The sequence below is a fragment of the Sphingobacterium sp. GVS05A genome (assembly GCF_019969845.1).
In the GTDB taxonomy this organism is placed as follows: Bacteria; Bacteroidota; Bacteroidia; order Sphingobacteriales; family Sphingobacteriaceae; genus Sphingobacterium.
Map to the genome: position 1 here is coordinate 482,444 of NZ_JAHXYR010000002.1, position 25,724 is coordinate 508,167.

Sequence of the window (25,724 nt, forward strand, 5' to 3'; positions counted from 1 at the left end):
AGAAAGCTCCAAAAGGATCCTATTAATGAGGTTTGCAAAATTTGCTTACTTTTACAAAACGACAATGCATACATTTATGGTGGACATTTTGCTACTCGAAGATGACAGGGTTCTTTCTACTGAAATTAAATCCTTTTTACTAAGTCAGGGCTTCTCTTGTGACCAGGCCTTTGATGGCATTGAATTTTTGGCGCAGACGCATCAAAAAAAATACGGCTTTTACTTGTTGGACATCAATGTTCCCAAGATAAACGGTCTAGAAATCTGCAAGAAAATACGCAGTCATGATGCGCTGACCCCGATTATCATTCTCTCCGCCTATGATGATATCGACGACAAAAAGGAAGCATTTCTCCGTGCCGCAGATGATTATTTAGTCAAGCCTTTTGTCCTGGATGAGTTGCTGATGCGCATCAACTCACTTCTTCGCCGGCAGCAACACAACGAAAGCAATAGCCCCAAAACATTGGTCATCGATGATCTGATTATTTATCCCGAAGAGGCCAGGGTACTGCGGTCAAATGAAGAAATCAACCTGACACAGAAGGAATTTCAGTTGCTGTTGCTATTGGCACAGGCCAATGGACGCACCTTATCCAAACAGCATATTTCGGAAGAAGTATGGCAAAATCAATTTCAGACAACACAAAATACCATCGAAGTTTACATCAATTTTTTACGTAAAAAAATTGATAAGAATTTTGAAAATAAACTTATCCACACCAGACCTGGATTTGGCTATTACCTCGCTGCGGATAAATGACTTTAAAAAAGAAAATAGCGATCAGTTTTAGTATTGCATTCTCCATCCTATTCGGAATCGCGATGCTCATCATCTATTATGCCAGCGTTGATTTCAGAAATGATCAATTCCGTCAGCGGCTGGTTGATAAACTGGATTATATTTCACACTATATTGCCAATACGCCTTCTTTTGACCGCGAATCGTATAAAACTTATTTTCAGGATATTGAAGATGGGCTATTTTATGAGGATGTCATCATCCTGGACAAGCATAAAAAACTTATTTTCAGCACGGTAAAAGACAAAACAATTACCTGGAATCAGGCGATTATCAACCGTCTGGACAATGAAAAACGAATCTTCTACAAACAGGACCAATATGAAATATTAGGCAAATACTACCTGATCAACAAACAGGCTTACTACCTTTTGGTTAAAGCCCAGGATTATTCCGGCAACGAGAAACTAGATCACCTGGCGATCGTCTTAACGATCTTATTCCTACTCAGCACCTTGCTGATCTGGATCTTTAGTTACAATCTTATTCTCCGTTTATTACATCCGTTGGACAGACTCAAAAAGGACATTACACAAATCAATGCCAGTAAGTTGACCAACCCGGTTAAATATGGCGGAAATACGGATGAGATCGCGGTATTAACCCAAGCATTCAATACCATGCTGAAACGGCTGTCCAGTGCATTTGAATCCCAAAAAGAATTTAACTCAAGTGCTTCCCATGAGCTGCGCACACCACTGGCCAGAATGTCATTCCAATTGGAGAACCTCCGGCATCAACAACAGCTTGATGAAGATGTCAGCCATGTACTTGACAATATAGCAAAAGAAACACAGCATCTTTCTGAAGTCACAAACTCGCTGATGCTCCTTTCAAAATTTGATTCGGCAACACTCCAAACCACCTATCAGGAAGAACGGATTGACGAAATCATTTTCACGGCATACGAAAAGGTTGCAAAAGCATTTCCTGAACTGCAACTTGATTTTTCTATTAAAGGCATCGCAGATCCTAAATTGACCCTTGTTTGTTCGGCACAGTTGATTGAAATCGCCTTTGTCAATCTATTCAAAAATGCAGCGCTGTACTCCTATCACCCTGAAGTAACTGTTGTTATCCATGAATCTCCGACGCAACTGAAAGTACTTGTAACCAACCATGGAGCTGCGCTGAGCAGCACGGATCAAAAGCGTATTTTCGATGCGTTCAGCCGTGGCGAGAATGCCTCAGAAACCACCGGATCGGGCTTAGGGCTGCGGATCGTCAAACGCATTATGGATTCTCATCAGGCCAGCGTCGAATACAAAGCCAATACACAGCATTCGGCCCATACATTTACACTCAGATTCCCCAAGTCGACTACCGAAAACAGCGACTCGCTACCCATCCAATAGGCAGCTGAGGTAAAGAATGATCAAATTTTAAGCTTTTTTTAAGTATTTATTAAGGGACTTTTAATCTGCGCCCGCGTTCTTTGTTGCATAAGATTCGATCATGATGACAAAGAAATCCTTGCTATTTTTGCTGTTTTTAAATTCCGTTGCATTTGCACAACAGAACCCCACAATTACCTTCGATGCTATGCATTCGAAAAATACAACTGCTCGTTCTGAAAATACAACTAGCAAAACAATACAGCAGTCTTCTGGCAGAAAAATGACGCTTCTTGAATGTGAAGAAGCCTTCCGAAAAAACAACCTCTCCCTATTGGCGCAACAATATGATATCAGTCAAGCCGAAGCGGATGTCATTCAGGCCAAAATCTGGGAGCTTCCGCAATTGGAAGTCGCTGTCAATGCTTATGACCCACAAAATAAAAAGGCATTCCATGTGGGAGGATCAAAAGATGCCAGCGTATCCCAATTGCTTTATCTGGGTGGAAAAAAGAAAAATGAGGTTGAGTTTGCCAAATCAAATGTTGAGCTTTCAAAACTGCAATTCAGCCAGTTGTTGGCCAGTCTACGGGCACAACTAAGGACAACATTCTATTCTCTTTATTTCGAACAGCATAAACTGGCCGACATCAATATACAACTGGATTATCTCAACAGCCTGTTGACAGCCTATAAGGAAGAAGGCAAAAAGGGAAACGTCTCACTTCGGGACCAAGTTCGTCTGCAAACCATGGCCATCGATCTCACCAACGAAAAAACGAGTGCCACCAATACCATTATCGGTATGCAACAACAATTAAGGGTATTGCTCTCCAATCAGGAAGATGTGCTCCCCAATCTATCGGATACGGAGGCAGATCGGGAATTAGCAATCAAACCTACAATGAGCATGGACAAGATGTTCGACCTCGCACTTGAAAATAATGCCGACTATCAATTTGCGTTAAAAACTGCCGAAAGCTCACAGCTTTTTACCAAATGGCAAAAATCATTGAATACACCCGATATCAATCTCGGATTAGAATACAGCCAAAACGGAGGAACATTTCACAATGAACTGAATCTCAAAGCAGCTATTCCACTTCCGCTATGGAAACAAAATAAGGGAAATATTATCAAGGCCAAATATGCCGAAGAAGAAGCCAAAAAGAATATCGAAGTACAACGGCAGCTATTGGAATCGCAGATCCGTTCCAACTATCAGTCTTGGGAAAATCAATACAATCAATATTTCACTATTACGGCTGACGACCTGCACAATATTGCTGTAGTCTACGATGGTGTGTTCAGCAATTTCAGAAAAGGCAATATCTCCCTAGTTGAGTTCACCGATTTTATGGATAGTTACCGGATATCTATCCTCAAGCTTTATGATATGAAAAAAGAAATTATCCTCAATGCCGAGCAGCTTAACTACTTGGCGCAAACCCCTATATTCAATTCAAGCCATGTCAACTAAACAACTTCTCCTAAGCACTTTGGCCATCGTATTCTTATACGCCTGCCAGAATCATAAAGAAACCGACAATTCAGCGATTGTCAAAGGTTTTGAAATCAGCGAAACGATGCTCAAATCGACGAGTTTTGCCACTGTAAAAAAAGAAAATGTAACGGAGGAACTAAATTTCTTCGGTAAGATATCGGCCGATCAGAACAATTACATTGACATCTTTCCACTCGTTGGTGGGAATGTTGTATCCGTCAATGTATCCTTGGGTGATTATGTACATAAAGGCCAGGTACTCGCAACAATCAGAAGTACAGAGGTTGCGGGTATACAAAAAGATCTATCCGATGCGAAAACGGATGTGCTGCTTGCCGAAAAGAATTACCGTGTCGCAGAGGATATGTATAACGGTAAATTGAGTACTGACAAGGATATGCTTGAGGCTAAAGGGCAATTGACCAAAGCCAAGGAGCAATTGCGCCGTTCAGAGGCCGTCAGTCAGATTTACAATGTTCGTACGGGCAATATTTACTCCGTTGTATCCCCTATTGATGGATATATCGTTCAAAAAAACATCAATAAAGATATGCAATTGCGTAGCGACCGCAGCGACAATATCTTTGATGTCGCCAACACCAAAGACGTCTGGGCAATACTCAATGTCAATGAAACGGATATCGACAAGATCAGCATGGGCATGCCTGCCGTTGTCTCCACATTGAGCTATCCGGACAAAAAGTTCGAGGGCAGTATCGACAAAATCTTTAAAATCATAGATCCACAAACCAACGCCATGCAGGCACGCGTTGTTCTGGATAACAAAGACGGCCTACTTATTCCGGATAGTAAAGCCACGATCAAGCTGCTTCATCACTCCAATACCCAGGCACTGGCCATCCCGTCGGATGCGGTCATTTTTGATCAGAACAAGTATTTTGTGTTAATCTACAAATCACAGAATGACATTAAGATCCACGAGATCCAACCCATGAAACAAAATGTAGAAACCACCTACATCAGTACCGGGTTGCAGGAGGGCGAGCAAGTAATTGTCAACAACAAGCTTTTGATCTATAGAGCATTGAATAATTAACCCGTGTTAGCTTTTTACGAGAATGAACAAATTCATTAAAAATATCATTGCCTTTTCCATAAAAAATAAAGCGTTCACCTTTATTTGGGTTGGTATTTTGGCTATTGCTGGCTTTATTAGTTTCAAAAGTATGCCTATTGAGGCATTTCCAGATGTAACCAATACACAGATTACCATCATCACCCAATGGAACGGCCGTAGTGCCGAAGAGGTAGAACGCTTTGTGACCACTCCTATTGAACTGGGCATGAGTCCTGTTCAGAAGAGAACCAGTATCCGCAGTACGACCATGTTTGGGCTTTCCATTGTTAAAATCATCTTTGATGACGGGGTGGATGATACTTTTGCACGCAATCAGGTCAACAACTTGCTGCGTTCGGTCAGCCTCCCGGAAGATATAGACCCTGAGGTGCAACCGCCATACGGTCCGACAGGAGAAATATTCAGGTATACCCTACATAGCGACCAACGAAATTCCAGGGATCTATTGACCTTACAGACCTGGGTTATTGACCGGGCATTGAGAGGTGTTCCGGGGGTTGCTGACATCAATGTGTTCGGTGGCCAGGATCTCGTTTATGAGATTAGTACCGATCCCATTAAATTGGACAAATACAATCTTACCCCCTTACAGGTTTACGATGCTGTCAGCAAAAGTAACCTCAATGTCGGTGGCGATGTGATCGAAAAAAGTGGACAGTCCTATGTCGTACGTGGTATCGGTTTGGTCAACTCCATCAATGATATCGAAAACATTACGGTGATCAACGAACGTGGAAACCCTGTATTCGTCAAAAATGTAGCAGAGGTCAAAGAAAGTTCCATGCCCCGGGTAGGGCAAGCCGGTTTTGGCAAAAGCGATGATGTTATTGCCGGTACGGTGGTGATGCGTAAAGGAGAAAACCCCAGGGAGGTACTGACAGCCGTAAAAGCAAAAATTGCGGAACTCAACGACAAGATATTGCCCAAGGATGTCAAAATGCAAACCTTCTATGACCGCGACAACCTGATGGATTTCACCACCCACACAGTCATGCACAATTTGATCGAGGGTATTGTACTGGTCACCCTGATGGTATTGCTTTTCATGGCCGACTGGCGGACGACAGTAATCGTTTCCATCGTCATTCCCCTTGCCCTGTTATTCGCATTTCTATGTCTTAAACTGGCGGGTATGAGCGCCAATCTACTCTCTTTGGGTGCGGTGGATTTCGGAATTATTATCGATGGTGCTGTAGTCATGGTCGAGGGTATATTTGTAATGTTAGATCATAAAGCCCATAAACTGGGAATGGAAAAATTCAACAAAATGGCCAAGGCAGGATGGATCAAACAGACGGGTACCGGGTTGGGAAAAGCCATTTTCTTCTCCAAACTAATTATCATCACCTCATTGATCCCTATATTTTCCTTCCAAAAGGTGGAAGGCAAGATGTTCTCGCCGCTGGCCTTTACCCTCGGTTTTGCCCTATTAGGTGCGCTGTTATTTACACTGACCCTGGTACCGGCACTATCCCATATCCTGTTAAACAAAAATGTCAAAGAACGGCATAATCCTTTTGTGGAGTTTTGGAACAGAATCGTAGCCAAAAGTTTTGGATTTACCTTTAGAAATAAACGTCTGAGTTTAATTGTATCACTGGTCATACTGGGTACGGTATTATTTTCCGCTAAATTTCTAGGAACCGAGTTTCTGCCTACATTGAATGAGGGTTCACTTTGGGTAACCGCCGAAATGCCGATGAGTACTTCCTTAAAGGAATCCATCAAAACAACCAAAGTATTAAAAACGACATTGGAATCCTTTCCGGAGGTAACAGGTGTATTATCGCAAACCGGACGGAGCAACGATGGAACAGATCCAAACGGTTTCGGCTTTGTGCAATTTGCTGTAGCACTGAAACCTAAGGAAGAATGGACACGAAAGATTAACATGGATCAGCTGATCGAAGAGATGGATCATAAGCTCAAGCAGTATCAAGGGATTACCTACAACTATTCCCAGCCCATTTCGGACAATGTCGCGGAAGCTGTCGCGGGATTTAAGGCCGAGAACGGGATTAAGATCTTTGGTGACAACCTCGCTACACTGGACCGCCTATCGAAAGAGGTCTTTGCACAGATCAAGGATATACAGGGGATCAAGGAGCCCGGTATTATCCTGAATATCGGCCAACCGGAGGTCAGTGTTATCCTGGACAGAACACGCATGGCTGCATTTAATGTGCTACCGGCCGATGCCCAGGCGGTATTGGAAATGGCTTTTGGTGGAAAGACAGCTTCCGTATTATACGATGGGGAGCGCAAGTTTAACATTCGCCTGCGTTATGCACCAGAATACAGGAAGACAGAAAAAGATATTGCGCAGCTGATGGTCCCCTGTGGTGATGGCACCTTGATCCCTCTAAAAAGTATCGCAACAATAGAAAAGGACAATGGTGCAGCCTTTATTTACCGGGATAATATCAAACGCTATATTGGTATCAAATTTTCCATCCGTGATCGTGACCTGGGGAGTACCATTGCCGAAGCACAGCAGAAAGTTAGTAAGATCAAATTACCCGATGGTTATTCCATTGGCTGGACCGGTCAGTTTGAGAATCAGCAACGGGCGACACATCGCCTAGCGCAGGTTGTGCCGATCAGCTTGGTGTTGATCTTCTTCTTATTGTTTATCTTATTTGGCAATATCAAAGATTCTTTGCTCGTTCTAGCCAACGTCCCTTTTGCATTGATCGGCGGAATTATTGCACTACATGTGACTGGCATGAATTTCGGGATCTCCGCGGGTGTGGGTATGATTGCCTTATTTGGGATATGTATCCAAAATGGTGTTATCCTGATTTCCGAATTCCATCAGAACAAAAAAGATGGCCTGCCCAACGATCAGTCTATTTACAAAGGGGTCAAATCACGTACGCGGCCTGTGGTCATGACGGCATTAATGGCTTCAATTGGATTGTTGCCAGCCGCACTCTCTACTGGTATAGGTTCGGAATCACAAAAACCGCTCGCGATCGTCATTATCGGTGGACTGATATCCGCTACCATCTTGACTTTGCTCGTGTTCCCGATTATCTATGACATCTTCAACCGGACTGAAAAAGTACAACGGAGAGTCGCAGATCAATAAAGTCCATTTTATATACTATATACTTAGACCATTAATGGTCATCGGTACTGCCTACGCTGTGAGGTGTAAGGCAGTATCTCTTTTCAGGGTACATGTTGATGTAACATTTGTATCTATTCAGGGCATAAAGTTTCAAAAACAACAAAAAGCCCTTAAGTTTACAACAAATTATCGTTCAGTTGGTATTATTCCATGCTGGATCAATAAACAAAATATATGACTATTCTCACCTTTACACTCATCCTCCTTTTGGGTGCTTTTGTTGCGGGACTCTTAGGATCGCTGACAGGCTTGGGGGGAGGGGTCGTCGTCATTCCATTGCTGACCCTTCTATTTCATGTTGATATTCGTTATGCCATTGGGGCCGCACTGCTGGCTTCCATTGCCACCTCTTCCGGGGCTGCTACAGCCTATGTCAAAGAAGGGATTACCAATATTCGGCTCGGCATGTTTTTGGAAATTGCGACCACAATCGGTGCTGTCATCGGTGCTGTTATTGCAATTTATATGCCGACCAATACGATCGCCATTATCTTTGGTGTGGTACTGATCTTTTCAGCCGCAATGACGGTGCGCAAGAAAAATGAGCATGCCTTTTCCGGCGGTTCAGCTTTAGCCGAAAAGCTAAAATTGAACAGTACTTATCCATTGGATGGCAAACTTGTCCCCTACAAACTGACCAATGTGGCCGGTGGTTTTTCATTGATGGGTGTCGCAGGTATTCTATCTGGTTTGCTGGGTATCGGTTCGGGTTCTCTTAAAGTACTCGCCATGGATAGCATGATGAAAATTCCTTTTAAAGTCAGTACCACGACGAGTAATTTTATGATCGGGGTGACAGCCGCAGCCTCAGCTGTGGTCTATCTACAACGGGGTTATATGGATCCAGGGATTGCCTTTCCAGTCATTCTGGGTGTGCTTTGTGGTGCTATTACGGGTTCAAAGCTTTTGAAAAGAATGAATCCCAAGACCTTGCGTATCATTTTTGCCGTTGCCATCACATTGGTCGCACTGGAAATGATTTTCAATGGATTTCAACATAAATTTTAGACGAATAAGCTTCATACATTTGATATTCACCAGTGTCACACAGTCGAATATCAATTTTGAACAGTGTAATTTCAATTACATAAAAAAATTAATGCGCTCGTTTATGCCCTTGGCCATAGACATTTAATAAATAATTATTTGCAGATGAAACAAGTATTTTCAAAAAACTATTGGAGCGATAAGGATATCTCACTTTTGGTGGGACAGATTTTACGGACAGGTGTTATCCTGGCCTCCTCCGTGTTAGTGATCGGTGGGATCTGGTATTTGATCGTCCACGGACAGGATACGGTACCCAACTATAAAGATTTCGTCGGTGAGGGCAAATCCAATACGACCATCAGCGGTATTATCGTAGGAGCATTCAGCAAAAATATTCCCCAAATCATACAACTCGGGGTTTTGCTTTTGATCTGTACACCGATTGTACGGGTGATCGGCTCCCTTTTTGGTTTCGTTATCGAAAAAGATAAGCTCTATATCGTCATCACATTGATTGTGCTAACTGTCATTATAGGCAGTATATTGAGCGGAGTCAAGGGATAATCCTGTAAAGAGATCAGTCCCTTATCTCTTGGCTCTAAGCCAGGTCGATTTCTCCAGTGCATATTCAAAATTCTTCCGTTCGGGTTCGTTCACATAAGACACCATTTTTTCGGCGACTTTGCTTGCCCCAAGGCGTTCGACAGCTTTCTGCGAACGGAAATTTTCAGCACCTACGTGTAAATAGATCTTATCTACAAAATTAAAGGCAAAGTCAAACATCATTTCTTTGACCAAAGGATTGATACCCGCCCCCCAATAAGCCCTTGCATAGAAGGTAAAGCCAACAAAAATAGATTTTTCGGCCTCATTCAGACCATAATACCGGGTGCTTCCAATGCATTCCCCAGTCGCTTTATCCAAAATAAGATAAGCTGCTTTGCTTTCCAATGCAGCATCAAAAAACGACCGGAAAACCTCCTCCTTCCAGCGGTCTTTGTTGGGATGCTGCTCCCATATCAACGGATCTTTAGCTACTTGATAAAGCGTATCAAAATCACTTTGGTCAATCAACTTTAATACGACCTTATCATTTTCAAGTTTATTCGGTGCTACAAACTTCATTAGAACATGTTTAACGTTGGACTTTTACCAAAATTTTAAATTTCAATAAAAGATACCAATTATTGATGAAACTAAGTTGAATTACGTTTCCTATTATTCAAATATTACACCAAAATGTCCAATTGACAGATTAGGATAACATATCTTTACTATTACCATCGATAACAGCTTTACCGACAAAGAACAACGAACGATACAACGGATAAAAGATGTTTGGTTTTTTGATTTTCATCGTTTTGTAATTGTGTCACCACTGAAAACAAAAATTCGACCGAGGCATAAGTTTCGTAAAATTGTATCATTCTAGTTGTTAATTCTACTTTATAAAGCGCAAATTTTCGTATTTTACACCCTAATGGAACAGTTCAAGGAATTTGTAAAACAACGCATCAATGTCAGCGAAGAAGAATTAAATGATATTGTATCGCGTTATCATGTCAGAAAAATCAAGAAGAAGGAATACTTTTTAAGGGCAGGTGAAGTCTGTCATTATGAAGCTTATGTCGTCAGTGGGCTGTTTAAGTCATTCTATGTCACGGCTGATGGGATAGAACATATCCTTCAATTTGCCATAGAAGACTGGTGGGTGGGTGATATTGCCAGTTTCAACTATCAGGAACCGGCTTTACAAAATATTCAGGCACTCGAAGATTCAGTAGTACTCACGTTATCAAAAACGGATAAAGACAAACTCTACGAAGACCATCCGATTTATGAAAAACTTTCCAGAATTATGGCCCAACGTGCACAGATTGCATCCCAGCACCGTATTATCTCCAGCATAGGTTTTACGGCTCAGGAACGCTATCTGGATTTTATCAAACGCTATCCTAAAATATATCCCAGGATCTCCAATATGCAACTGGCCTCCTATCTTGGGGTGACACAAGAGTTTTTGAGCCGCTTAAAAAGACAAATTTTAAAGCCTAATCGAAATTCTTGACCTACATCAATTTTTTCTATTCAAGTTTATCCCACCTTTGCAGAAGCTTGTTCAAACAAACATTTTGAACAATTAAACGTTTGATAAATAAACAAATAGAAAACAACATGAATAGATTTTTCCAATTTTTGGCAGTGGCAGCGTTAATGGTTAATGTTGCTGTAGCGCAGGTAAAATGGTCTGCTGATCCGGGACATACCAATGCAAGATTTGATGTGAAACACCTTGGTATCAGTTTTGTCGATGGTCAGTTTACCAAAGTGGAGGGAACAGTGGAAACTGCAACCGCTACAAGTTTCAACAATGCAAAAGTAAACTTTTCCATTGATGTCAATAGTGTTGATACGCGTATTGAAGCACGTGACAATCACTTAAAAACAGATGATTTCTTCGCTGCGGACAAATTTCCTAAGATGACTTTAAAATCCGTCACCTTCAAAAATGCGAAAGTGAAAGGTAAATATATTATGGTGGCAGATCTGACCATCCGCGACGTAACTAAAAAAGTAACTTTTGATGTCACTCAAAATGGTGGTGTTATTACCGATCCTTGGGGAAAAACGCGTGCGGGCTTTACAGCAAAAACAAAAATTAACCGTCAGGATTTTGGTATTAAATACAATGATAAATTACCTTCAGGTGTAGAAGCAGTTGCTTCTGATGTGGACATTATTGTCAATACTGAATTGGTTTTGAACTAAGCAAAGTTTTTTAAATCACACAAAAAAAGTGGCTACCCAAGATTTTGGATAGCCACTTTTTTTAAAGGCTTACTACTACTCAGCCATAAGCTCGCCGCCCTCATCTCGGGCGATTTTCTTTTTTACCTTACAAGCCTTTCAACATACCACCATCCAGCGGAATATTGGTTCCAGTGAGGTAGTTGGCGTAGGTCGAGCAGATAAAGGCGACCAGGTAGCCATATTCCTCAGGCTCACCCAAACGAGCAGCCGGCACCTGTTTTAACCGCAATTGCAAGGCTTCTTCATAGGATATACCCAAGCGCTGTGCATCCATATTAGTCAAAGACTGAATTCTTTCGGTATTAAACAGCCCTGTTAATATACTATTGACCGTCACGCCATCCTTTGCAACATCATCTGAAAGCGATTTGCTCCAGCTTATCAGAGCGGTACGGATGGTATTTGATAAAACCAGATTAGATACGGGCTCTTTTACAGTGGAAGACGATACATTGATAATGCGTCCATAACCATTTGCCAACATGTAAGGTAAGGCACAAGATGTCGTATAACAGTGATTTTGAAATAAAAGTTCAAAGGCATGTTGGTAATCCGCCAGATTTTTCTGATCAATCGTTCCCGCCTGTGGTCCGTTGGAGTTATTGACCAGGATATCCACTTTGTTTGATTCAAAATAACGATCTATTTGTGCTTTATAGTCTTCATGATCATTGTAATCGACCAGAATATATTGATGTACCTGCCCTTTTGAGCTGTCCAGGCTTTCCAAAGTATGCTTCAACTTCTCCTCACTACGTGATGCGAGGGTAACCGAGGCGCCACAGGATGCCAAAACTTTGGCAATCCCGGCACCGATACCGGCAGAACTTGCGCCAATCAGGGCTTTTTTTCCAATTAGATTGATTTCCATGACTATTTCGTATGCGATTAGCTTATACCAGCTAATTCGTTGTGTGTATTATTCAAAAATATAGATGAACTAGGGGCGGTCATTTAATCATTATCTTTTGCCCGGATCATGGCAATAAACAAATAGACCGCAAAGACCCATGCCGAGCCCAGGCATATCCAGGCAAAAACGGGAATACCCCACCATTGCGGTTCAATACGCGCGACAATTACCATTCCCCCCAGTAAGTTGAGGGACATAAACATGATACCGATCACAATGCGGTTGACCCCTTTACGGAGTATGGCATTGAAGGACCTGGCACTGATCAGACGATGATTCAAGGTGAAATTTCCCGTACGGAATAAGCGTACCAAAGCCCGCATATCCTCCGGAAGTTTTTCGACATCGCGTGCGAAAGACTCTATCTTATGTTTTCCCTTCTTGAAAATCGCTTCTGGCGATAGCCGTTCCATCATGATCCGTCGGGCAAAAGGCTTAATGCTCTCCATGATATTGAGATCAGGATAAAGCTGGCGGCCGATACCCTCCATCAAAGAAATCCCCCGCATGAGCTGATAGATATATTCCGGAAAATACAAGCGATTATCACCAATGATCTTCCAGAGTTTATTGAACAGCAGATCAAGGCTGAGATCACCTAGGGAAACATTATCAATCATGTCAAATATTTCATATAGGGAGCGTTCAAACTGATTTCGGTCAGGTATATGACTCACTACAGCCACGTCCTCTATGACATCCGCCAGTCGGACCGCATCTTCGGAAATCGCTGATTGGATAAACTCCTCGAGCTGTCGTCGGTCAATTCCAAGCAATTTGCCCATGTTGCCAAAGTCCAGAAAGGCAATACGCCCATCGGGCATTACCATCATATTACCAGGGTGCGGATCACCGTGAAAAAAACCATGGATAATCACCTGTTCCAGATATAGATTGATCCCATTTTTCACCAAGGTTTCCACATCCATTCCCCGTCGTTTAATTTCCACAACATCTGTCACTTTGAAACCATCGAGATACTCCATACAGAGCACGCGATCAGAGGAGAGATCGGGATAAACTTTGGGCACCTTGATCAGTTTGTTGCCTTTAAAATTTTTAGCAAAGCGCTCAATGTTATGGCGTTCGATGACCAGAGACATTTCCTCTTGCAGGGTCATGGCGAAAGATTCTACGATGAGGGAAAGGTTGAGATTTTCCAGTGCATCATTGTACATGGTCAGAATCTTAGCGATATCCCGCATGAGCGCAAGATCTACACGCATGACCTCATCTATTCCCGGTCGACGGACTTTTAAGACGACATTTGTGCCGTCTTTTAATGTCGCCCGATAGACTTGAGCAATGGACGCTGCGGCAAAGGGCTCCGATGCGATGGTCTCAAATTGTTCAGTGATGTCTAATCCGAGTTCTTCAGTAAGATATTCCTGAATGTCGACTTCAAAGGGCGGGACATTATCTTCAAGTTTTTTGAGTTCCTCAACGAGATCTTTTGGGAGCAAACCTTCGCGGGTGGAAGCCGATTGTCCCAACTTGATAAAGGCCGGTCCGAGCTCTTCCAAAGCCATGCGAATACGCGTATATACACTGATTTTATCAACATCTATATTACGCTCTAAACTCGCTCTTGGCCCTTTCCATGGCAATCGGGCAATGGCATCTTTGAAACCATATTTTGCTAATATGCTTAATATTTGAGAACTACGTTGTAACTTCTTGGTCGGATTGTACATCATGGACAAGGATTTTCGATAACAAGATACGAAATATCCAAGTTCGAGAACCACAAAGTTCTTACCTTTTTCGCATCAACACCCTTATTCCGCTTCCATTTGGTCCAGGTTTTCTCTGATCTGTTTGACATAATCCCCATAATATGCCCGGATCATAAATTCGGTAATCAACACGATAATTAGGATGGAGAAAATCGCCGAGAGAATCATCCATAGTATAAAATTAGGATCCTGCTGCAGAGTATCTTTGAAATGATATAATTTCTCAAACCAAGCGACTGCCCTATTTTGGCCAATCATAATGAGGTAAAGAAACAAGGCTTGCGGAATCATCACGTAGGCAACGATACGATAAGTCTCCACAGCATATTTGAGATCGTAATACAGCTTGAGGAGATGCTCACGGGACGCCAGGAGATCAATTTGCTTAGCACTTTCGATCAGGTAATAGAACCTGCGGTAATACAACAGGCTCGACAGCGAGATCTGCACAATAAAAAAGTAATACGCAAAAGCTGCATACCCTGAAATTTTATAGATTGGCAGCATGGGCACAGCAATCAGAAAAAACATGCACACCACCCATGAAACAAATTCACGTTTGATATTGCGTCTCAGTTTGGCCATGATATTACCGACCTCCTTATAATGTTTGAGATTTGGATTTTGTAGATCCTCATCTGTTGGCTGTTCCTGCCAAGATTTTTTTAATTCATCAAAATTCATAATTGTATTTTTTAATGATTTGTTGAATCCGTTCTTTTGTACGATTTAATTTGACCCGCGCATTGACTTCAGATATACCAAGATGTGCGGCGATTTCGCGATGGCTCTGGCCTTCCAAAAACAAAAAGATCAATGCTTTTTCTACGGCATTCAGGTCATGCACCGCCTGATAGAATATTTTTAGCTGTTCGTCTTTATCCGGATTATAGGATTCGTCCGGAAAATCATGTCGTTCTTCCAGGCTATCGTAAATCTGATGTTTCTTCTCTTTCTTTAAAAATACCATCGCGGTATTCAATGCAACACGATACATCCATGTTGAAAATTTACTTTGCTGCTTAAACGTCGCGTAGGACTTCCAGAGCTGATAAACAATTTCCTGATAAAGATCTTGCCGTCCATCGTGATCATCCATATACATACGGCTCACCTTGACGATAATTCCTTTATTTTCGTCAATCAACTGAAGAAATTCTGTTTCCGAATGAGCCAATGGTAAATTTTCTTTTTAAGATCTTTTCAGGTAATAAGTATAGCAAACAAACAAAGTGTTACAGCTTAATTTAAAAATATGTAAATTGTTCATAAAAAGGAGGCAAATCACAATAATAATTATGGAAAATATATTTTATGAGGGACAGGTCATCTGGGCACAAATAGATGCCAATCGACACATGCGTCATTCTGCCTATGCCGATATCTGTGCACAGGCACGGAGCAACATGCTGAACAAAATGGGTTTTTCTTTGGACAAGTTTGCCCAGTTTCAGATCGGACCGATCCTATTTCGGGAAGAATTGATCTACGCAAAGGAAGTACATCTGGATGAATACGTCCAGGTAAAAGTGGAACTGACCAAATACAATAAAATCAATAGTCGATTTTCTTTTATCCATAAGGTCTATCGCCAGGATGGCACATTATGCTGTACAGTAAATGTTGATGGTGCCTGGCTTGACTTAAAGCTGCGAAAATTGACCAAATTACCGGAAGAAATGGAGCCCTATCTGGCCAAAGTACCTCGTGCAGAGGGATATGAAGAGATTGGATAAAAAAAATCCCTCGGAATATTTTTGTATTCCGAGGGATCAAAACATAAACTAACCTAAAAAACTATCTTATTTGAGTATCAACTGACCATCGGTCAGGATGCGCTTGTCATATGATCTTTATGTTTATCATATAGGCGGTACGAACTATTTTACTTCGATCAAACGCTTTGCGATAATAGCATCTTCTTTCTTGCCAACAGTTAAAATCAATATTCCACCTTCATAGGCTGCTTCAATATTGCTATAGTCAACCGTTTCAGGTAAGGTAAATGATCTTGAAAATGAACTATAATTGAATTCCTTCTTGCTATATAGTTTTTCTTCACTTACTTGCTCTTCTTTTTTCTCCGCTGAAATAGTGATCAGATTTTTATCCACATTGATTTTAAAATCTGACTTATCCAATCCCGGAGCTGCCATTTCGATCTTAAATGATTTTTCAGACTCCGAAATATTCACCGCAGGAACACGTGAAACTAAACGATCTGAAATAAAATTATCATTGAATAGATTGTCAAATACAGTATTTACAAATGGATTTACTGCGTCGGTATTCAAACTTTTTGTAGGGAATTTAATTAATGCCATTTTTTGTCCTCCTAATTTTTTTTATTTTTTGTTAAGCTTTATTTTCTAACTCTTTTCTAGGGGATATTCAATTCACGTACCAGCCGCAAAATAAAGACAAAATGTCATTTTCAAATAGCTTAAAGCGACATTTTGACACAACACACTTAAAATCGTCCATAAAAGGGCGCGATATTGTCATTGCTTGGAAGACATGATCCCACTACCCGGTATAGCATTAACGTAGCAGTAGGCAAACTGTTTTCAGGCGGATTTAATTTTACAAAATATTAACCATGGTTCTTTTACTTTTTCTCTTCTGGTCTATCTTGTTGTTCCAGTGCCCTAATCAGCAAAAATTTAACAGCATCGTAGATATAATCTTTTGCCTCTGCATAGGAAATATCATAAATCCGTGACACCAATGCATCATATTGCGGAAAGGGAGAAAATAATTTAGCGTAATAGGCATCCAGCTGTGCATGAGTGGGTAATTCAAAAGCCAGCCGAAGCTGAAATCGCCGGATAATTGCCGTATCCAATATTTCGGGATGATTGGTTGCTGCAATCAATACGGCTTCCGCCGGAAAATAATCGATCAGTTGGATAATCGTATTTACCAGGCGGCGCATCTCCCCTACATCTTTCTCTTCACTGATCCGTGCTTTTCCGATCTGGTCAAATTCATCGAGAAACAGTACAGCTTTTTCACGTCCCGCCTTGTCAAAGACCTGCTTGATATGCTGTGAGGTCTCACCGATGCGGGATGAGATCAAGTTACTCAGGTTCAAGATATAGATCGGTTTGTCGAGTGCCGTCGCCAAAGCTTTTGCCGTCGTTGTTTTTCCGCAACCCGAATAACCGTGTAATAGAATCTTGTTGCTTACAGGCAGACCATATTGCGAGAGCTCTCGAATATAGCGATGCTCCTTGATCAGCTGTTGCAGTTTCTGCCGGCTATCTTCCGCTAAAAAAACATCTTCTAATGCTATCTTTTCCTTATCGGCTATAACAAGATCGTAAATATTCATCTTAACAATTTGACACTTTTATACAATGGATCCGCAAATTTAGGCAGGTATTTCAAACTTTTGCTGGTCCAGTTTGAAAATTAATCATTCAGGTATTTCAAACCGACCTGCGAATAGGATAAATCACCGCCAAACGGTGGATTCGATTTGCGTATGACAACCTCAATCATTACGGCATGAGGTACCCCTAGCCGAATCTGTTCCAATATTTCTGCAGCTGCAGATTCCAGCAGTTTCCGTTTGGGTTGCATCACACGAGCAGTGATCTGATACAGTTCTTCATAATTTAGCGTATTCCGCAAATCTTCGGTTTCTGTATTATGAAAAGGGAAAGAGACATCAATAGACACAAAAAATTCATTCCCGAGAATCTGCTCCTCCTCGTAATAGCCAATTGGCGCATAAAACCGCGCTTCTTTCAATGAGACTGTCTGTAAAATGGTTGCCATGCACAAACCTAAGCAAATTGTTCCGAAATCAAAAAATCTACAGTTTCAACAAATTCAATAGCATCAGACCAGAGAAAAATCTCATCCATATACATTCAGGCACTTAAATAGATTCTATTCTAAAATTATAATTGTATATAAAGGCAAATTTTCCTAAGTTTAAATACACCAAAAACCCAACAGATGAACTTTTCTTTATCTTCGGCACTATGCCTGGCGATCTTATGCGGTTCCAGCGCAATCCATGCCCAAACAAATATGAAACCCAGCGATACAGAGTATTACAAACCTGTTCCGCCAACAGTAACACTTAACAAGGGAATCCCAAGTGATGCCATTGTTCTTTTTGACGGCAAGGACCTGAGCAAATGGAAGAGCGAAAAGGGGAATGCAAACTGGACAGTTGCCAATAATACGCTTGAAGTAAAACCCGGAACTGGAAATATCGAGACAACCGAGCATTTCAGCGACTTTCAGCTCCATATTGAATGGAAGAGTCCGGAGCTCATCAAGGGCGAAGGACAAGGCAGAGGGAATAGTGGCATTTTCCTCCAGGGACTTTATGAAATTCAGGTATTGGACAACAATAACAACCCAACCTATGTCAATGGTGGTGCGGGAAGTCTTTACAAGCAACGTCCGCCGCTAGCTCAGGTCATCGTAACGGACAAATGGCATGTATACGATATCATCTACAAGGCTCCTCAGTTTAACAAAGACAGCCTACTGATCAGCAAAGGAACAGTCACTGTTCTCCACAATGGCGTCGTTGTCCAGAATAACACCCAGATTGACGGCACAACAGAGTATATTGGACTTCCGAAACAGGTGAGCCATGGTCCCGGCCCCATTATCCTGCAAGATCATGGTGATCTGGTCCAGTTTAGAAATATCTGGCTCCGCAAACTCTAGGTCCACACAACAATTTCAGTTAGACAAGCAACAATTCTGTACTAGGTTTTATAGGGCTATTTCCCTAATTTAGCCCTATAAAATTTAAAAGCAAACTCCATCATAAGGGCAAAAAAACACTTATGATCGGCTCAGCATCATTAAAAATAAATTATTCTAATGAAAAGAATTGCGCTATTCTTCTTGTTGGCAAGTGCCTTAACCAGTCATGCCCAACGAAACCTTAATTTGGAAGAAACTGTATTCGGACCACGCACCTATGCGCCAACATCGATTACTGCAGCTTCCTGGATACCAAAATCAAACAGCCTCTCTTACCTCGATAAATCGTATCAAAATCTGCTCTCCAAAAGTGCAGCAAACAATTGGACAGAGACGAGCTTGTTATCTAAAACTGAGCTCGAAACAGCTTTGAAAGCTGCAATTCCAAACGAAACATTCAGCTTACGCATGTTTCCTTACGACTACAAATGGCGTGATGGCAATTCACTCTTGCTTCAGGTAGATGGCAAAGACAAAGTATATACTGTCATCTATAATCTCAAGTCCAAAAATATCGAAAGTTTTATCGGCAACGATAGCCAAGGTGCTAACCGCGAACTAAGCACAGACTTTTCTAAAATCGCTTATTTGGTGGACAATAATATCGCCATCGTTGACAAAAACGGAAAAGTAACTGCAGTAACCAACGACAGCGACAAAGGTATTGTGAATGGTAGTGATTATACCCACCGTCAGGAATTCGGTATAAAAAAAGGCATGTGGTGGAATGCTCAAAATGACAAATTACTCTACTACCGCAAGAATGAAACCATGGTCGCCAACTATCCACTCCCCCAATGGAGTCCGAAAGTTGCCGAAATCAAATGGATAAAATACCCCATGACAGGGCAAAAATCGGAGGAGGTAACACTGGTTATCTACAACAGTGTTACAGGACAAAAAGTAACCTTACAGACCGGAGATCATAGCGAACAATACCTGACCAGTGTAACCTGGGATCCTTCAGGCAAATTCATTTATGTAGGCGTTCTCAACCGCGGCCAAAATGACCTCAAGTTCAATAAATACAATGTTGAAACCGGAGCACTGGTTAAAACATTGTTTGAGGAAACCGCAACAACTTGGGTAGAGCCAGAAAATCCACTTACCTTCTTACCAAACACAGCGGATCAATTTCTTTACCAATCCGACAAAGATGGCTACAACCAGCTTTACCTCTACAATACAGAGGGAAAACTGATTAAAAAATTAGGTTTCAAGGATATTGTGTTAGAAAACCTCTTGGAATTCTCAGCTGATGGAAACAAAATAAGCTATATCGGCGTCACCAATAATGGCATGGACCGTCAATTATTTGAGGTAGACCTTAAATCCGGAAAAACAATACAGCTAACAAATGAATCGGGTATACACCAGGCTTCGTTGAGTGGTGATGGCAAATATATCTATGACCAATATAGTGACCTGAAGACACCAAACATGATCCAGATCAAAGAGGTCAAATCGGGCAAGGGAACTGTCCTGGTCAAAGCTGACAATCCATTTAGCGGAAAAATTAATAATCCAAAAATAGAATTTGTCCAACTTACTTCTGCTGATGGCAAATATCCACTGACCGGCCGTATTATCTATCCAAATGATTTTGATCCTGCGAAGAAGTATCCGGTCATGTATTATCTGTATGGTGGTTCTCATTCGCAATTGGTTTCCAACAAATGGCTAGGTGGTGCAGGTTACTTTGATCTCTATATGGCCCAACAGGGATATATTGTCTTTACAATGGACAATCGCGGCACCAATTACCGAGGCCGTGATTTTTATACGGCTACACACCGTAACCTTGGTCAAAATGAAATGGCCGATCAGCTCAAAGGAATTGAATTCCTAAAATCAAAATCCTTTGTCGATCAACAACGCATGGGGATCTTCGGCTGGAGCTTCGGTGGATTTATGACGACTTCATTTATGTTACATCATAACGATATTTTTAAAGCCGCAGTCGCTGGAGGTCCAGTTATTGACTGGAAGTTTTATGAAGTAATGTATGGCGAGCGTTATATGGACACACCTCAGGAAAACCCTGAAGGATATAAACTGACATCCTTATTGAATAAGGCCGATCAGCTAAAAGGACGGTTGTTGATCATCCATGGTGCCCAGGACCCAGTAGTGGTACAACAAAACAGCATGGAGTTTTTAGAAGCCTGTATTAAGGCCGGGAAACAGGTCGATTATTTCTTATACCCTACTCACGAACATAATGTGATGGGCAAAGATCGTATCCATATGTACGAGAAAATTGCGGATTATTTTAATCAACATCTAAAAAAATAAGTGGCAATATGTTTTTAACACAAAGGCGCCTTTCTTTTCCGATTGGCGCCTTTGTATTATTAAGAATAAATTGTTCAATGGTTCATCAATTACCGCTTGTCCTTTTAGACTGTAAATTTGTTGGCCATGCCATTTGTTTACCGGTTTTATCCACAGGTAATACGATTTTCTCTCTTGACACCAATTCCGGCTCCTCACAAGCGAGGTAAGTTAATACCGCAACAATAATCGCATTCTGCTTGACTTCGTCGAAGACAATTTTATCGTAGGTATCCCGATTTGTATGCCAGGTTAATTTCCCGTAATCCCAGGAAGTGGAAGAAAGGCCAAAGGCTGGAATCCCTTTTTGTACAAAAGAAGAGTGGTCACTTCCACCCGTTCCCGGCATTCCCGGAAAACTGGTCTGAATCTCGTTGCGAAATTCTTCGGGTAGATATTGCAGCCAACGTCCAATATATTCATACGCCTTTTCAAAACCGCTACCACCGATACGCACAATACGTCCCGTTCCATTATCCTGGTTCCATACCACCTGAATATTTTTTGCGATATCGGGATGATCTTCCACAAAAGCTGACGAGCCATTCAAGCCTTGTTCCTCACTCCCCCAGTTACCGACGAGGATCGTTCTTTTATTTTCAGGATATACTTTCCGCAGGATGCGAACTGCTTCCATCATTGTAATCACCCCCGTTGCATTATCTGTCGCACCCGAAGCCCCATCCCATGAATCTAAATGTGCCGACAAAACTACATACTCATTGGGCTTCTCTTTTCCTTTGATCTCGGCAATGCTATTATAAGTTTTTGCTGTACCGAGTTCCTTGGATTTACCCTGCAAGAGTATACGCGGTTTGACACCACGCACAGCCATACGATGAAGGAGGCTATAATCCTCCAAAGCAATATTAAAAACAGGAATCTGCTTCGATTTCGCATCAAAAATCCGTGTAAGTCCCGGCAGTTCTGTCCAGTAAGAATCGATCACACCTACAGCACCAGCGGTTTCCAATGCAAATGGTAATGTACGTCGTGTACTCCCGGTATAGGTCATACTGAGCTCCCATTGCTTGAGCTGCCCGTTCTTTAAAGCCTGATATTTTTCATACCCCTGGGCAGAGGCAGATTCCTTCCAGTTGGCATCCGAACGACCCGAGATCGGGTTCATTCCGATTAGGACAATTTTACCTTTTACCGTCTTTAACCAAGACTGGAAATCAGCCTGAGAACTAAACAGGGGCATCGCCACCACTTCTGCTTCTACACCTTTTTCCTTCGTCATCGGACTAAAGGCTAATTGCGTCCCTTCGAGTGATTTGATCCGTGGATAAGTCATCGTTACCGTTGAGGTCCCTCTTTCCCAGGAACGCCATTCTCCATAAGGTTCATTTCGTGCATCCGCACCAAGTGCGGTGTATTGTTTGACCACCCAGTCGTGTGCCTGCTGCATTTGTGGACTCCCCACCAAACGTGGACCGATCATATCAACAAGTTCAAAAGCATAGTTTTCAAGCTGGGAGTTTGCCTGAGCTTCCTGAACAATAGCCGCAACAACAGCATCTTTATTTTGTGCAAAAATCGCTGAGCTACTCAATAGCATAAATGCCAACCCAAAAGACTTCAAGTTTCTCTGTTTAGTATATCGTTTCATTTGTAATTTAATTAGTTCACCATTCCGTAGGTTCGGTTGGTTTGGTTTTTTTAGAAAATTACTAAAGATAATTCAAAAAACATATTCATGGGGCCTGCTTACACAAAAAATAGGGGTGCCCTTGGGCACCCCTATTACAAGTATATGGTTGGTTGATTATCTACACTGCTTCCACTTTAGACTTTTCGTAGCTCTCCTGATGCACAGAGGCTACTGCTCTTCCAGATGGATCATTCAGATTTTGGAAAGAAGCATCCCAAGCAAGGGCTTCTGGTGTGCTACAAGCGACAGATTTTACCGAAGGAACAGTCTGTGCTGCAGCTGCAGAAGGAAAATGCGATTCGAAGATTGTTCTATACAAAAACTCTTCCTTGTTTTTTGGTGTATTGATTGGGAAACGTTCGGCTGCTGCAGCAAACTCCTGATCAGAGACCTTGCTTTCTGCCTGCTCTTTTAAGGTATCTATCCAGCTATAGCCGACACCATCCGAGAACTGTTCTTTTTGACGCCAGGCAATGCTTTCCGGAAGATAATCCTCAAAAGCTTTACGCACAACCCATTTCTCCATTTTACCATCACGGATCATTTTATCAGATGGATTGATACGCATGGCAATATCCATAAATTCTTTATCCAGAAAAGGAACACGTCCTTCGACACCCCAGGCTGCCAGCGATTTATTTGCACGTAGACAATCATAGAGGTACAGTTTTTTCAGTTTACGAACTGTTTCTTCGTGAAACTCCTGCGCATTAGGTGCCTTGTGAAAATATAAATAGCCGCCAAAAAGCTCATCGGATCCCTCACCAGACAACACCATTTTGATTCCCATGGATTTGATCACACGTGCCAGTAAGTACATCGGAGTCGAAGCGCGGATAGTCGTCACATCGTAGGTCTCCAGGTGATAGATTACATCGCGGATGGCGTCCAAGCCTTCCTGAATAGTGAAGTTGATTTCATGGTGAATTGTTCCAATATGATCAGCCGCCTTTTGTGCTGCAATTAAATCTGGTGCACCTTTCAGGCCAACGGCAAAAGAATGTAATTGTGGATACCAGGCATCTTCTTTATCATCCGTTTCGATACGTTTGGATGCAAATTTTTTGGTTACCGCTGCAATCACGGAAGAGTCAAGACCTCCCGAAAGCAATACACCATAGGGCACATCTGACATCAATTGGCGATGCACCGCATCTTCCAATGCTTTACGCAATACGGCGATATCAGTCGCGTTATCTTTCACCGCATCAAAGCTTTCCCAATCGCGTTGGTACCAACGTTGTGGGGTTGTACCTTCTTTACTATATAAATAATGTCCCGGAGGAAATTGCTCGATCGTCTCACAGAAACCTTCCAAAGACTTTAATTCAGAAGCGACAAACAGTTGCCCTTGAGCATCTTTCCCGTAATACAATGGGATAATCCCCATGTGGTCACGGGCAACAAAAAATGAGTCATCACGCGAATCATATAATGCAAAACCAAAGATACCGTTCAACTCATCGACAAATGATGGCCCCTTAGCTAAATACAACGCCAATACAACCTCCGAATCACTCTGCGTCGCGAACGCATAATCAGGAAGGCTATTCCTTAATTCATGGTGGTTATAGATTTCGCCATTTACAGCCAATACAACTTTACCATCCGGGCTGTACAAAGGTTGACTACCTGATTTCGGGTCAACAATAGCTAGTCGCTCATGGGCCAATAAAGCTTTTTCGCCCGTAAATATGCCCGACCAATCTGGACCACGGTGACGAATACGTTTTGACATTTCCAATACTTGGGATCTCAATGAGTCTGCAGGTTGCTTCAATTCAAAAGCGCCAATAATTCCACACATATTATGAAAATTTTAAATATTTCGTTTTTACATTATGTTCTTGACACAAAGTAAAACAATTAAAAACTAAATTCATAATAATTTTTAATTTTTATTATGTTTTTACTAAAAAATATAATTCAAACAAATAAAATTAGCAACAAAACACTAATTTGTTTACAATAATCACACAATTGATTAACAACACATTTCAAGATTTATCTTTAATTTCATTATGTAATCAAATAAACCAAGGACATGGATCTAATAGGAACTTTTTACAGTGATCTTGCAATTACGCCTGATGAACTGAATTCCATAAAAGAGAAACACCAAGCCATCACGATAAAAAAAGGTGATTTTATACTGAGCAAAGGGCAGGTCTCCAATGCTTACTATTTAATAGAATATGGACTTACGCGTTCTTTTTTGCACGACTATGAAGGCAACGAGGTCACGATCGGCTTTTGCAGTGACAACGATGTCGTTATTGAAGTTGCTTCTTTTTTTCAACGTACGCCAACAGTGGAAAATATTCAGGCGCTTACGGACACCAAGCTTTGGAAAATACGATTTGAAGATCATCAGGAATTATTTCATCGTATTCCTGAATTTAGGGAATGGGGGCGTTCATGGATGGCAGCAGAACTGGTCCACAGCAAAAATAGAGCTATTGCCATGATCACTGAACCCGCGACCAGCCGATACCTGCGTTTGATCAAAGAAAAACCAATCCTGATCCAGCAGGCTCCTTTAAAACATATTGCCTCTTATCTCGGCATCACAGATACCTCATTGAGCCGTATCCGAAAAGAAATTGTTCACGGCAATTAAAGGTTTTTCCTATCAGCGAAGGTCCATTTTCAAATCTTGCCTTAGGGCAAGATTTTT

The 25,724-nt window shown here is 41.7% G+C and carries 23 protein-coding genes; 13 read left to right on the top strand and 10 right to left on the bottom strand.

What is annotated here, in order from left to right:
• Positions 1 to 64: 64 nt before the first annotated feature.
• The 7 genes from LC454_RS06780 (at position 65) to LC454_RS06810 (ending at position 9,426) form a co-directional block, all read left to right on the top strand.
• Positions 65 to 763 carry a response regulator transcription factor gene (locus tag LC454_RS06780; protein WP_223580901.1) on the top strand — a complete coding sequence of 233 codons (699 nt, stop codon included), beginning with the start codon at positions 65 to 67 and terminating at the stop codon, positions 761 to 763.
• The gene (locus LC454_RS06785; protein WP_223580909.1) at positions 760 to 2,157 is read left to right on the top strand and encodes a sensor histidine kinase; all 1,398 of its coding nucleotides are present in this window, start codon (positions 760 to 762) and stop codon (positions 2,155 to 2,157) included. The genes LC454_RS06780 and LC454_RS06785 overlap by 4 nt, the downstream gene beginning before the upstream one ends.
• 100 nt (positions 2,158 to 2,257) lie before the next feature.
• Positions 2,258 to 3,616, top strand: coding sequence for a TolC family protein (locus tag LC454_RS06790; RefSeq protein ID WP_223580911.1), 1,359 nt, complete (start codon positions 2,258 to 2,260; stop codon positions 3,614 to 3,616).
• Positions 3,606 to 4,697: an efflux RND transporter periplasmic adaptor subunit gene (locus LC454_RS06795; protein ID WP_223580913.1), complete on the top strand. Its 1,092-nt coding sequence runs from the start codon at positions 3,606 to 3,608 to the stop codon at positions 4,695 to 4,697. Before LC454_RS06790 ends, LC454_RS06795 begins: the two co-directional genes overlap by 11 nt.
• 22 nt (positions 4,698 to 4,719) lie before the next feature.
• Positions 4,720 to 7,830 (top strand): efflux RND transporter permease subunit, encoded by a 3,111-nt coding sequence (locus LC454_RS06800; protein ID WP_223580915.1) that lies wholly within the window; start codon positions 4,720 to 4,722, stop codon positions 7,828 to 7,830.
• 216 nt (positions 7,831 to 8,046) lie between these two features.
• Positions 8,047 to 8,880, top strand: a complete 834-nt coding sequence (locus LC454_RS06805; protein WP_223580917.1) for a sulfite exporter TauE/SafE family protein — start codon at positions 8,047 to 8,049, stop codon at positions 8,878 to 8,880.
• 144 nt (positions 8,881 to 9,024) lie between these two features.
• On the top strand, positions 9,025 to 9,426 hold the full coding sequence (locus LC454_RS06810; protein ID WP_223580919.1) for a DUF1634 domain-containing protein: 402 nt from the start codon (positions 9,025 to 9,027) through the stop codon (positions 9,424 to 9,426).
• Between the two features lie 21 nt (positions 9,427 to 9,447).
• On the opposite strand, the gene LC454_RS06815 is transcribed toward LC454_RS06810, so the two are convergent.
• Positions 9,448 to 9,987 (bottom strand): GNAT family N-acetyltransferase, encoded by a 540-nt coding sequence (locus LC454_RS06815; RefSeq protein WP_223580921.1) that lies wholly within the window; start codon positions 9,985 to 9,987, stop codon positions 9,448 to 9,450.
• Between the two features lie 355 nt (positions 9,988 to 10,342).
• Here LC454_RS06815 and LC454_RS06820 point away from each other — a divergent pair, with 355 nt between their 5' ends.
• Together LC454_RS06820 and LC454_RS06825 are read left to right on the top strand one after the other, a co-directional pair.
• Positions 10,343 to 10,930, top strand: a complete 588-nt coding sequence (locus tag LC454_RS06820) for a Crp/Fnr family transcriptional regulator (protein ID WP_120262105.1) — start codon at positions 10,343 to 10,345, stop codon at positions 10,928 to 10,930.
• A 107-nt stretch (positions 10,931 to 11,037) separates the two neighbouring features.
• Positions 11,038 to 11,631 (top strand): YceI family protein, encoded by a 594-nt coding sequence (locus LC454_RS06825; protein WP_120262106.1) that lies wholly within the window; start codon positions 11,038 to 11,040, stop codon positions 11,629 to 11,631.
• A 127-nt stretch (positions 11,632 to 11,758) separates the two neighbouring features.
• Here the strand turns inward: LC454_RS06825 and LC454_RS06830 are convergent, their stop codons facing one another.
• From LC454_RS06830 to LC454_RS06845, 4 genes are all read right to left on the bottom strand, one after another.
• Positions 11,759 to 12,544 (bottom strand): SDR family oxidoreductase, encoded by a 786-nt coding sequence (locus tag LC454_RS06830; protein ID WP_223580923.1) that lies wholly within the window; start codon positions 12,542 to 12,544, stop codon positions 11,759 to 11,761.
• A gap of 83 nt (positions 12,545 to 12,627) precedes the next feature.
• Positions 12,628 to 14,283 carry an ABC1 kinase family protein gene (locus LC454_RS06835; protein WP_223580925.1) on the bottom strand — a complete coding sequence of 552 codons (1,656 nt, stop codon included), beginning with the start codon at positions 14,281 to 14,283 and terminating at the stop codon, positions 12,628 to 12,630.
• Positions 14,284 to 14,364: 81 nt separating this feature from the next.
• Positions 14,365 to 15,006: a hypothetical protein gene (locus tag LC454_RS06840; protein WP_223580927.1), complete on the bottom strand. Its 642-nt coding sequence runs from the start codon at positions 15,004 to 15,006 to the stop codon at positions 14,365 to 14,367.
• A complete protein-coding gene (locus LC454_RS06845; RefSeq protein ID WP_223580929.1) occupies positions 14,996 to 15,499 on the bottom strand; it encodes an RNA polymerase sigma factor in 504 nt (167 codons plus the stop codon). Before LC454_RS06845 ends, LC454_RS06840 begins: the two co-directional genes overlap by 11 nt.
• Before the next feature lie 121 nt (positions 15,500 to 15,620).
• Between LC454_RS06845 and LC454_RS06850 the strand changes: the two genes are divergently transcribed.
• Entirely contained in the window at positions 15,621 to 16,058 is a 438-nt protein-coding gene (locus LC454_RS06850) for an acyl-CoA thioesterase (protein ID WP_223580931.1), read from the top strand.
• 144 nt (positions 16,059 to 16,202) lie between these two features.
• Here LC454_RS06850 and LC454_RS06855 read toward each other — a convergent pair whose 3' ends face one another.
• The 3 genes from LC454_RS06855 to LC454_RS06865 form a co-directional block, all read right to left on the bottom strand.
• Positions 16,203 to 16,646 (bottom strand): Hsp20/alpha crystallin family protein, encoded by a 444-nt coding sequence (locus tag LC454_RS06855; protein WP_120262112.1) that lies wholly within the window; start codon positions 16,644 to 16,646, stop codon positions 16,203 to 16,205.
• 284 nt (positions 16,647 to 16,930) lie between these two features.
• Complete coding sequence (locus LC454_RS06860) at positions 16,931 to 17,656, bottom strand: AAA family ATPase (RefSeq protein ID WP_223580933.1); 726 nt, start codon at positions 17,654 to 17,656, stop codon at positions 16,931 to 16,933.
• A gap of 80 nt (positions 17,657 to 17,736) precedes the next feature.
• Positions 17,737 to 18,105, bottom strand: a complete 369-nt coding sequence (locus LC454_RS06865; protein WP_120262114.1) for a dihydroneopterin aldolase — start codon at positions 18,103 to 18,105, stop codon at positions 17,737 to 17,739.
• Between the two features lie 183 nt (positions 18,106 to 18,288).
• On the opposite strand from LC454_RS06865, the gene LC454_RS06870 reads away from it, so the two are divergent.
• Together LC454_RS06870 and LC454_RS06875 are read left to right on the top strand one after the other, a co-directional pair.
• The gene (locus tag LC454_RS06870) at positions 18,289 to 19,017 is read left to right on the top strand and encodes a DUF1080 domain-containing protein (RefSeq protein ID WP_223580940.1); all 729 of its coding nucleotides are present in this window, start codon (positions 18,289 to 18,291) and stop codon (positions 19,015 to 19,017) included.
• Between the two features lie 159 nt (positions 19,018 to 19,176).
• Entirely contained in the window at positions 19,177 to 21,354 is a 2,178-nt protein-coding gene (locus tag LC454_RS06875) for a S9 family peptidase (RefSeq protein ID WP_223580942.1), read from the top strand.
• An 85-nt stretch (positions 21,355 to 21,439) separates the two neighbouring features.
• Here the strand turns inward: LC454_RS06875 and LC454_RS06880 are convergent, their stop codons facing one another.
• Together LC454_RS06880 and asnB are read right to left on the bottom strand one after the other, a co-directional pair.
• A complete protein-coding gene (locus LC454_RS06880; protein WP_223580944.1) occupies positions 21,440 to 23,005 on the bottom strand; it encodes a M20/M25/M40 family metallo-hydrolase in 1,566 nt (521 codons plus the stop codon).
• Positions 23,006 to 23,165: 160 nt separating this feature from the next.
• On the bottom strand, positions 23,166 to 24,854 hold the full coding sequence (asnB, locus tag LC454_RS06885; protein WP_223580946.1) for an asparagine synthase B: 1,689 nt from the start codon (positions 24,852 to 24,854) through the stop codon (positions 23,166 to 23,168).
• Between the two features lie 237 nt (positions 24,855 to 25,091).
• Between asnB and LC454_RS06890 the strand changes: the two genes are divergently transcribed.
• Entirely contained in the window at positions 25,092 to 25,667 is a 576-nt protein-coding gene (locus LC454_RS06890; RefSeq protein WP_223580948.1) for a Crp/Fnr family transcriptional regulator, read from the top strand.
• The last annotated feature ends 57 nt before the right edge of the window (positions 25,668 to 25,724 follow it).

Excerpts from the sequence above, each read along its gene's own strand:
- LC454_RS06780 (WP_223580901.1), top strand. The coding sequence starts at position 65 with ATGCATACATTTATGGTGGACATTTTGCTACTCGAAGATGACAGGGTT.
- LC454_RS06785 (WP_223580909.1), top strand. The coding sequence starts at position 760 with ATGACTTTAAAAAAGAAAATAGCGATCAGTTTTAGTATTGCATTCTCC.
- LC454_RS06790 (WP_223580911.1), top strand. The coding sequence starts at position 2,258 with ATGATGACAAAGAAATCCTTGCTATTTTTGCTGTTTTTAAATTCCGTT.
- LC454_RS06795 (WP_223580913.1), top strand. The coding sequence starts at position 3,606 with ATGTCAACTAAACAACTTCTCCTAAGCACTTTGGCCATCGTATTCTTA.
- LC454_RS06800 (WP_223580915.1), top strand. The coding sequence starts at position 4,720 with ATGAACAAATTCATTAAAAATATCATTGCCTTTTCCATAAAAAATAAA.
- LC454_RS06805 (WP_223580917.1), top strand. The coding sequence starts at position 8,047 with ATGACTATTCTCACCTTTACACTCATCCTCCTTTTGGGTGCTTTTGTT.
- LC454_RS06810 (WP_223580919.1), top strand. The coding sequence starts at position 9,025 with ATGAAACAAGTATTTTCAAAAAACTATTGGAGCGATAAGGATATCTCA.
- LC454_RS06815 (WP_223580921.1), bottom strand. The coding sequence starts at position 9,987 with ATGAAGTTTGTAGCACCGAATAAACTTGAAAATGATAAGGTCGTATTA.
- LC454_RS06820 (WP_120262105.1), top strand. The coding sequence starts at position 10,343 with ATGGAACAGTTCAAGGAATTTGTAAAACAACGCATCAATGTCAGCGAA.
- LC454_RS06825 (WP_120262106.1), top strand. The coding sequence starts at position 11,038 with ATGAATAGATTTTTCCAATTTTTGGCAGTGGCAGCGTTAATGGTTAAT.
- LC454_RS06830 (WP_223580923.1), bottom strand. The coding sequence starts at position 12,544 with ATGGAAATCAATCTAATTGGAAAAAAAGCCCTGATTGGCGCAAGTTCT.
- LC454_RS06835 (WP_223580925.1), bottom strand. The coding sequence starts at position 14,283 with ATGATGTACAATCCGACCAAGAAGTTACAACGTAGTTCTCAAATATTA.
- LC454_RS06840 (WP_223580927.1), bottom strand. The coding sequence starts at position 15,006 with ATGAATTTTGATGAATTAAAAAAATCTTGGCAGGAACAGCCAACAGAT.
- LC454_RS06850 (WP_223580931.1), top strand. The coding sequence starts at position 15,621 with ATGGAAAATATATTTTATGAGGGACAGGTCATCTGGGCACAAATAGAT.
- LC454_RS06855 (WP_120262112.1), bottom strand. The coding sequence starts at position 16,646 with ATGGCATTAATTAAATTCCCTACAAAAAGTTTGAATACCGACGCAGTA.
- LC454_RS06860 (WP_223580933.1), bottom strand. The coding sequence starts at position 17,656 with ATGAATATTTACGATCTTGTTATAGCCGATAAGGAAAAGATAGCATTA.
- LC454_RS06865 (WP_120262114.1), bottom strand. The coding sequence starts at position 18,105 with ATGGCAACCATTTTACAGACAGTCTCATTGAAAGAAGCGCGGTTTTAT.
- LC454_RS06870 (WP_223580940.1), top strand. The coding sequence starts at position 18,289 with ATGAACTTTTCTTTATCTTCGGCACTATGCCTGGCGATCTTATGCGGT.
- LC454_RS06875 (WP_223580942.1), top strand. The coding sequence starts at position 19,177 with ATGAAAAGAATTGCGCTATTCTTCTTGTTGGCAAGTGCCTTAACCAGT.
- LC454_RS06880 (WP_223580944.1), bottom strand. The coding sequence starts at position 23,005 with ATGAAACGATATACTAAACAGAGAAACTTGAAGTCTTTTGGGTTGGCA.
- asnB (WP_223580946.1), bottom strand. The coding sequence starts at position 24,854 with ATGTGTGGAATTATTGGCGCTTTTGAATTGAAGCAACCTGCAGACTCA.
- LC454_RS06890 (WP_223580948.1), top strand. The coding sequence starts at position 25,092 with ATGGATCTAATAGGAACTTTTTACAGTGATCTTGCAATTACGCCTGAT.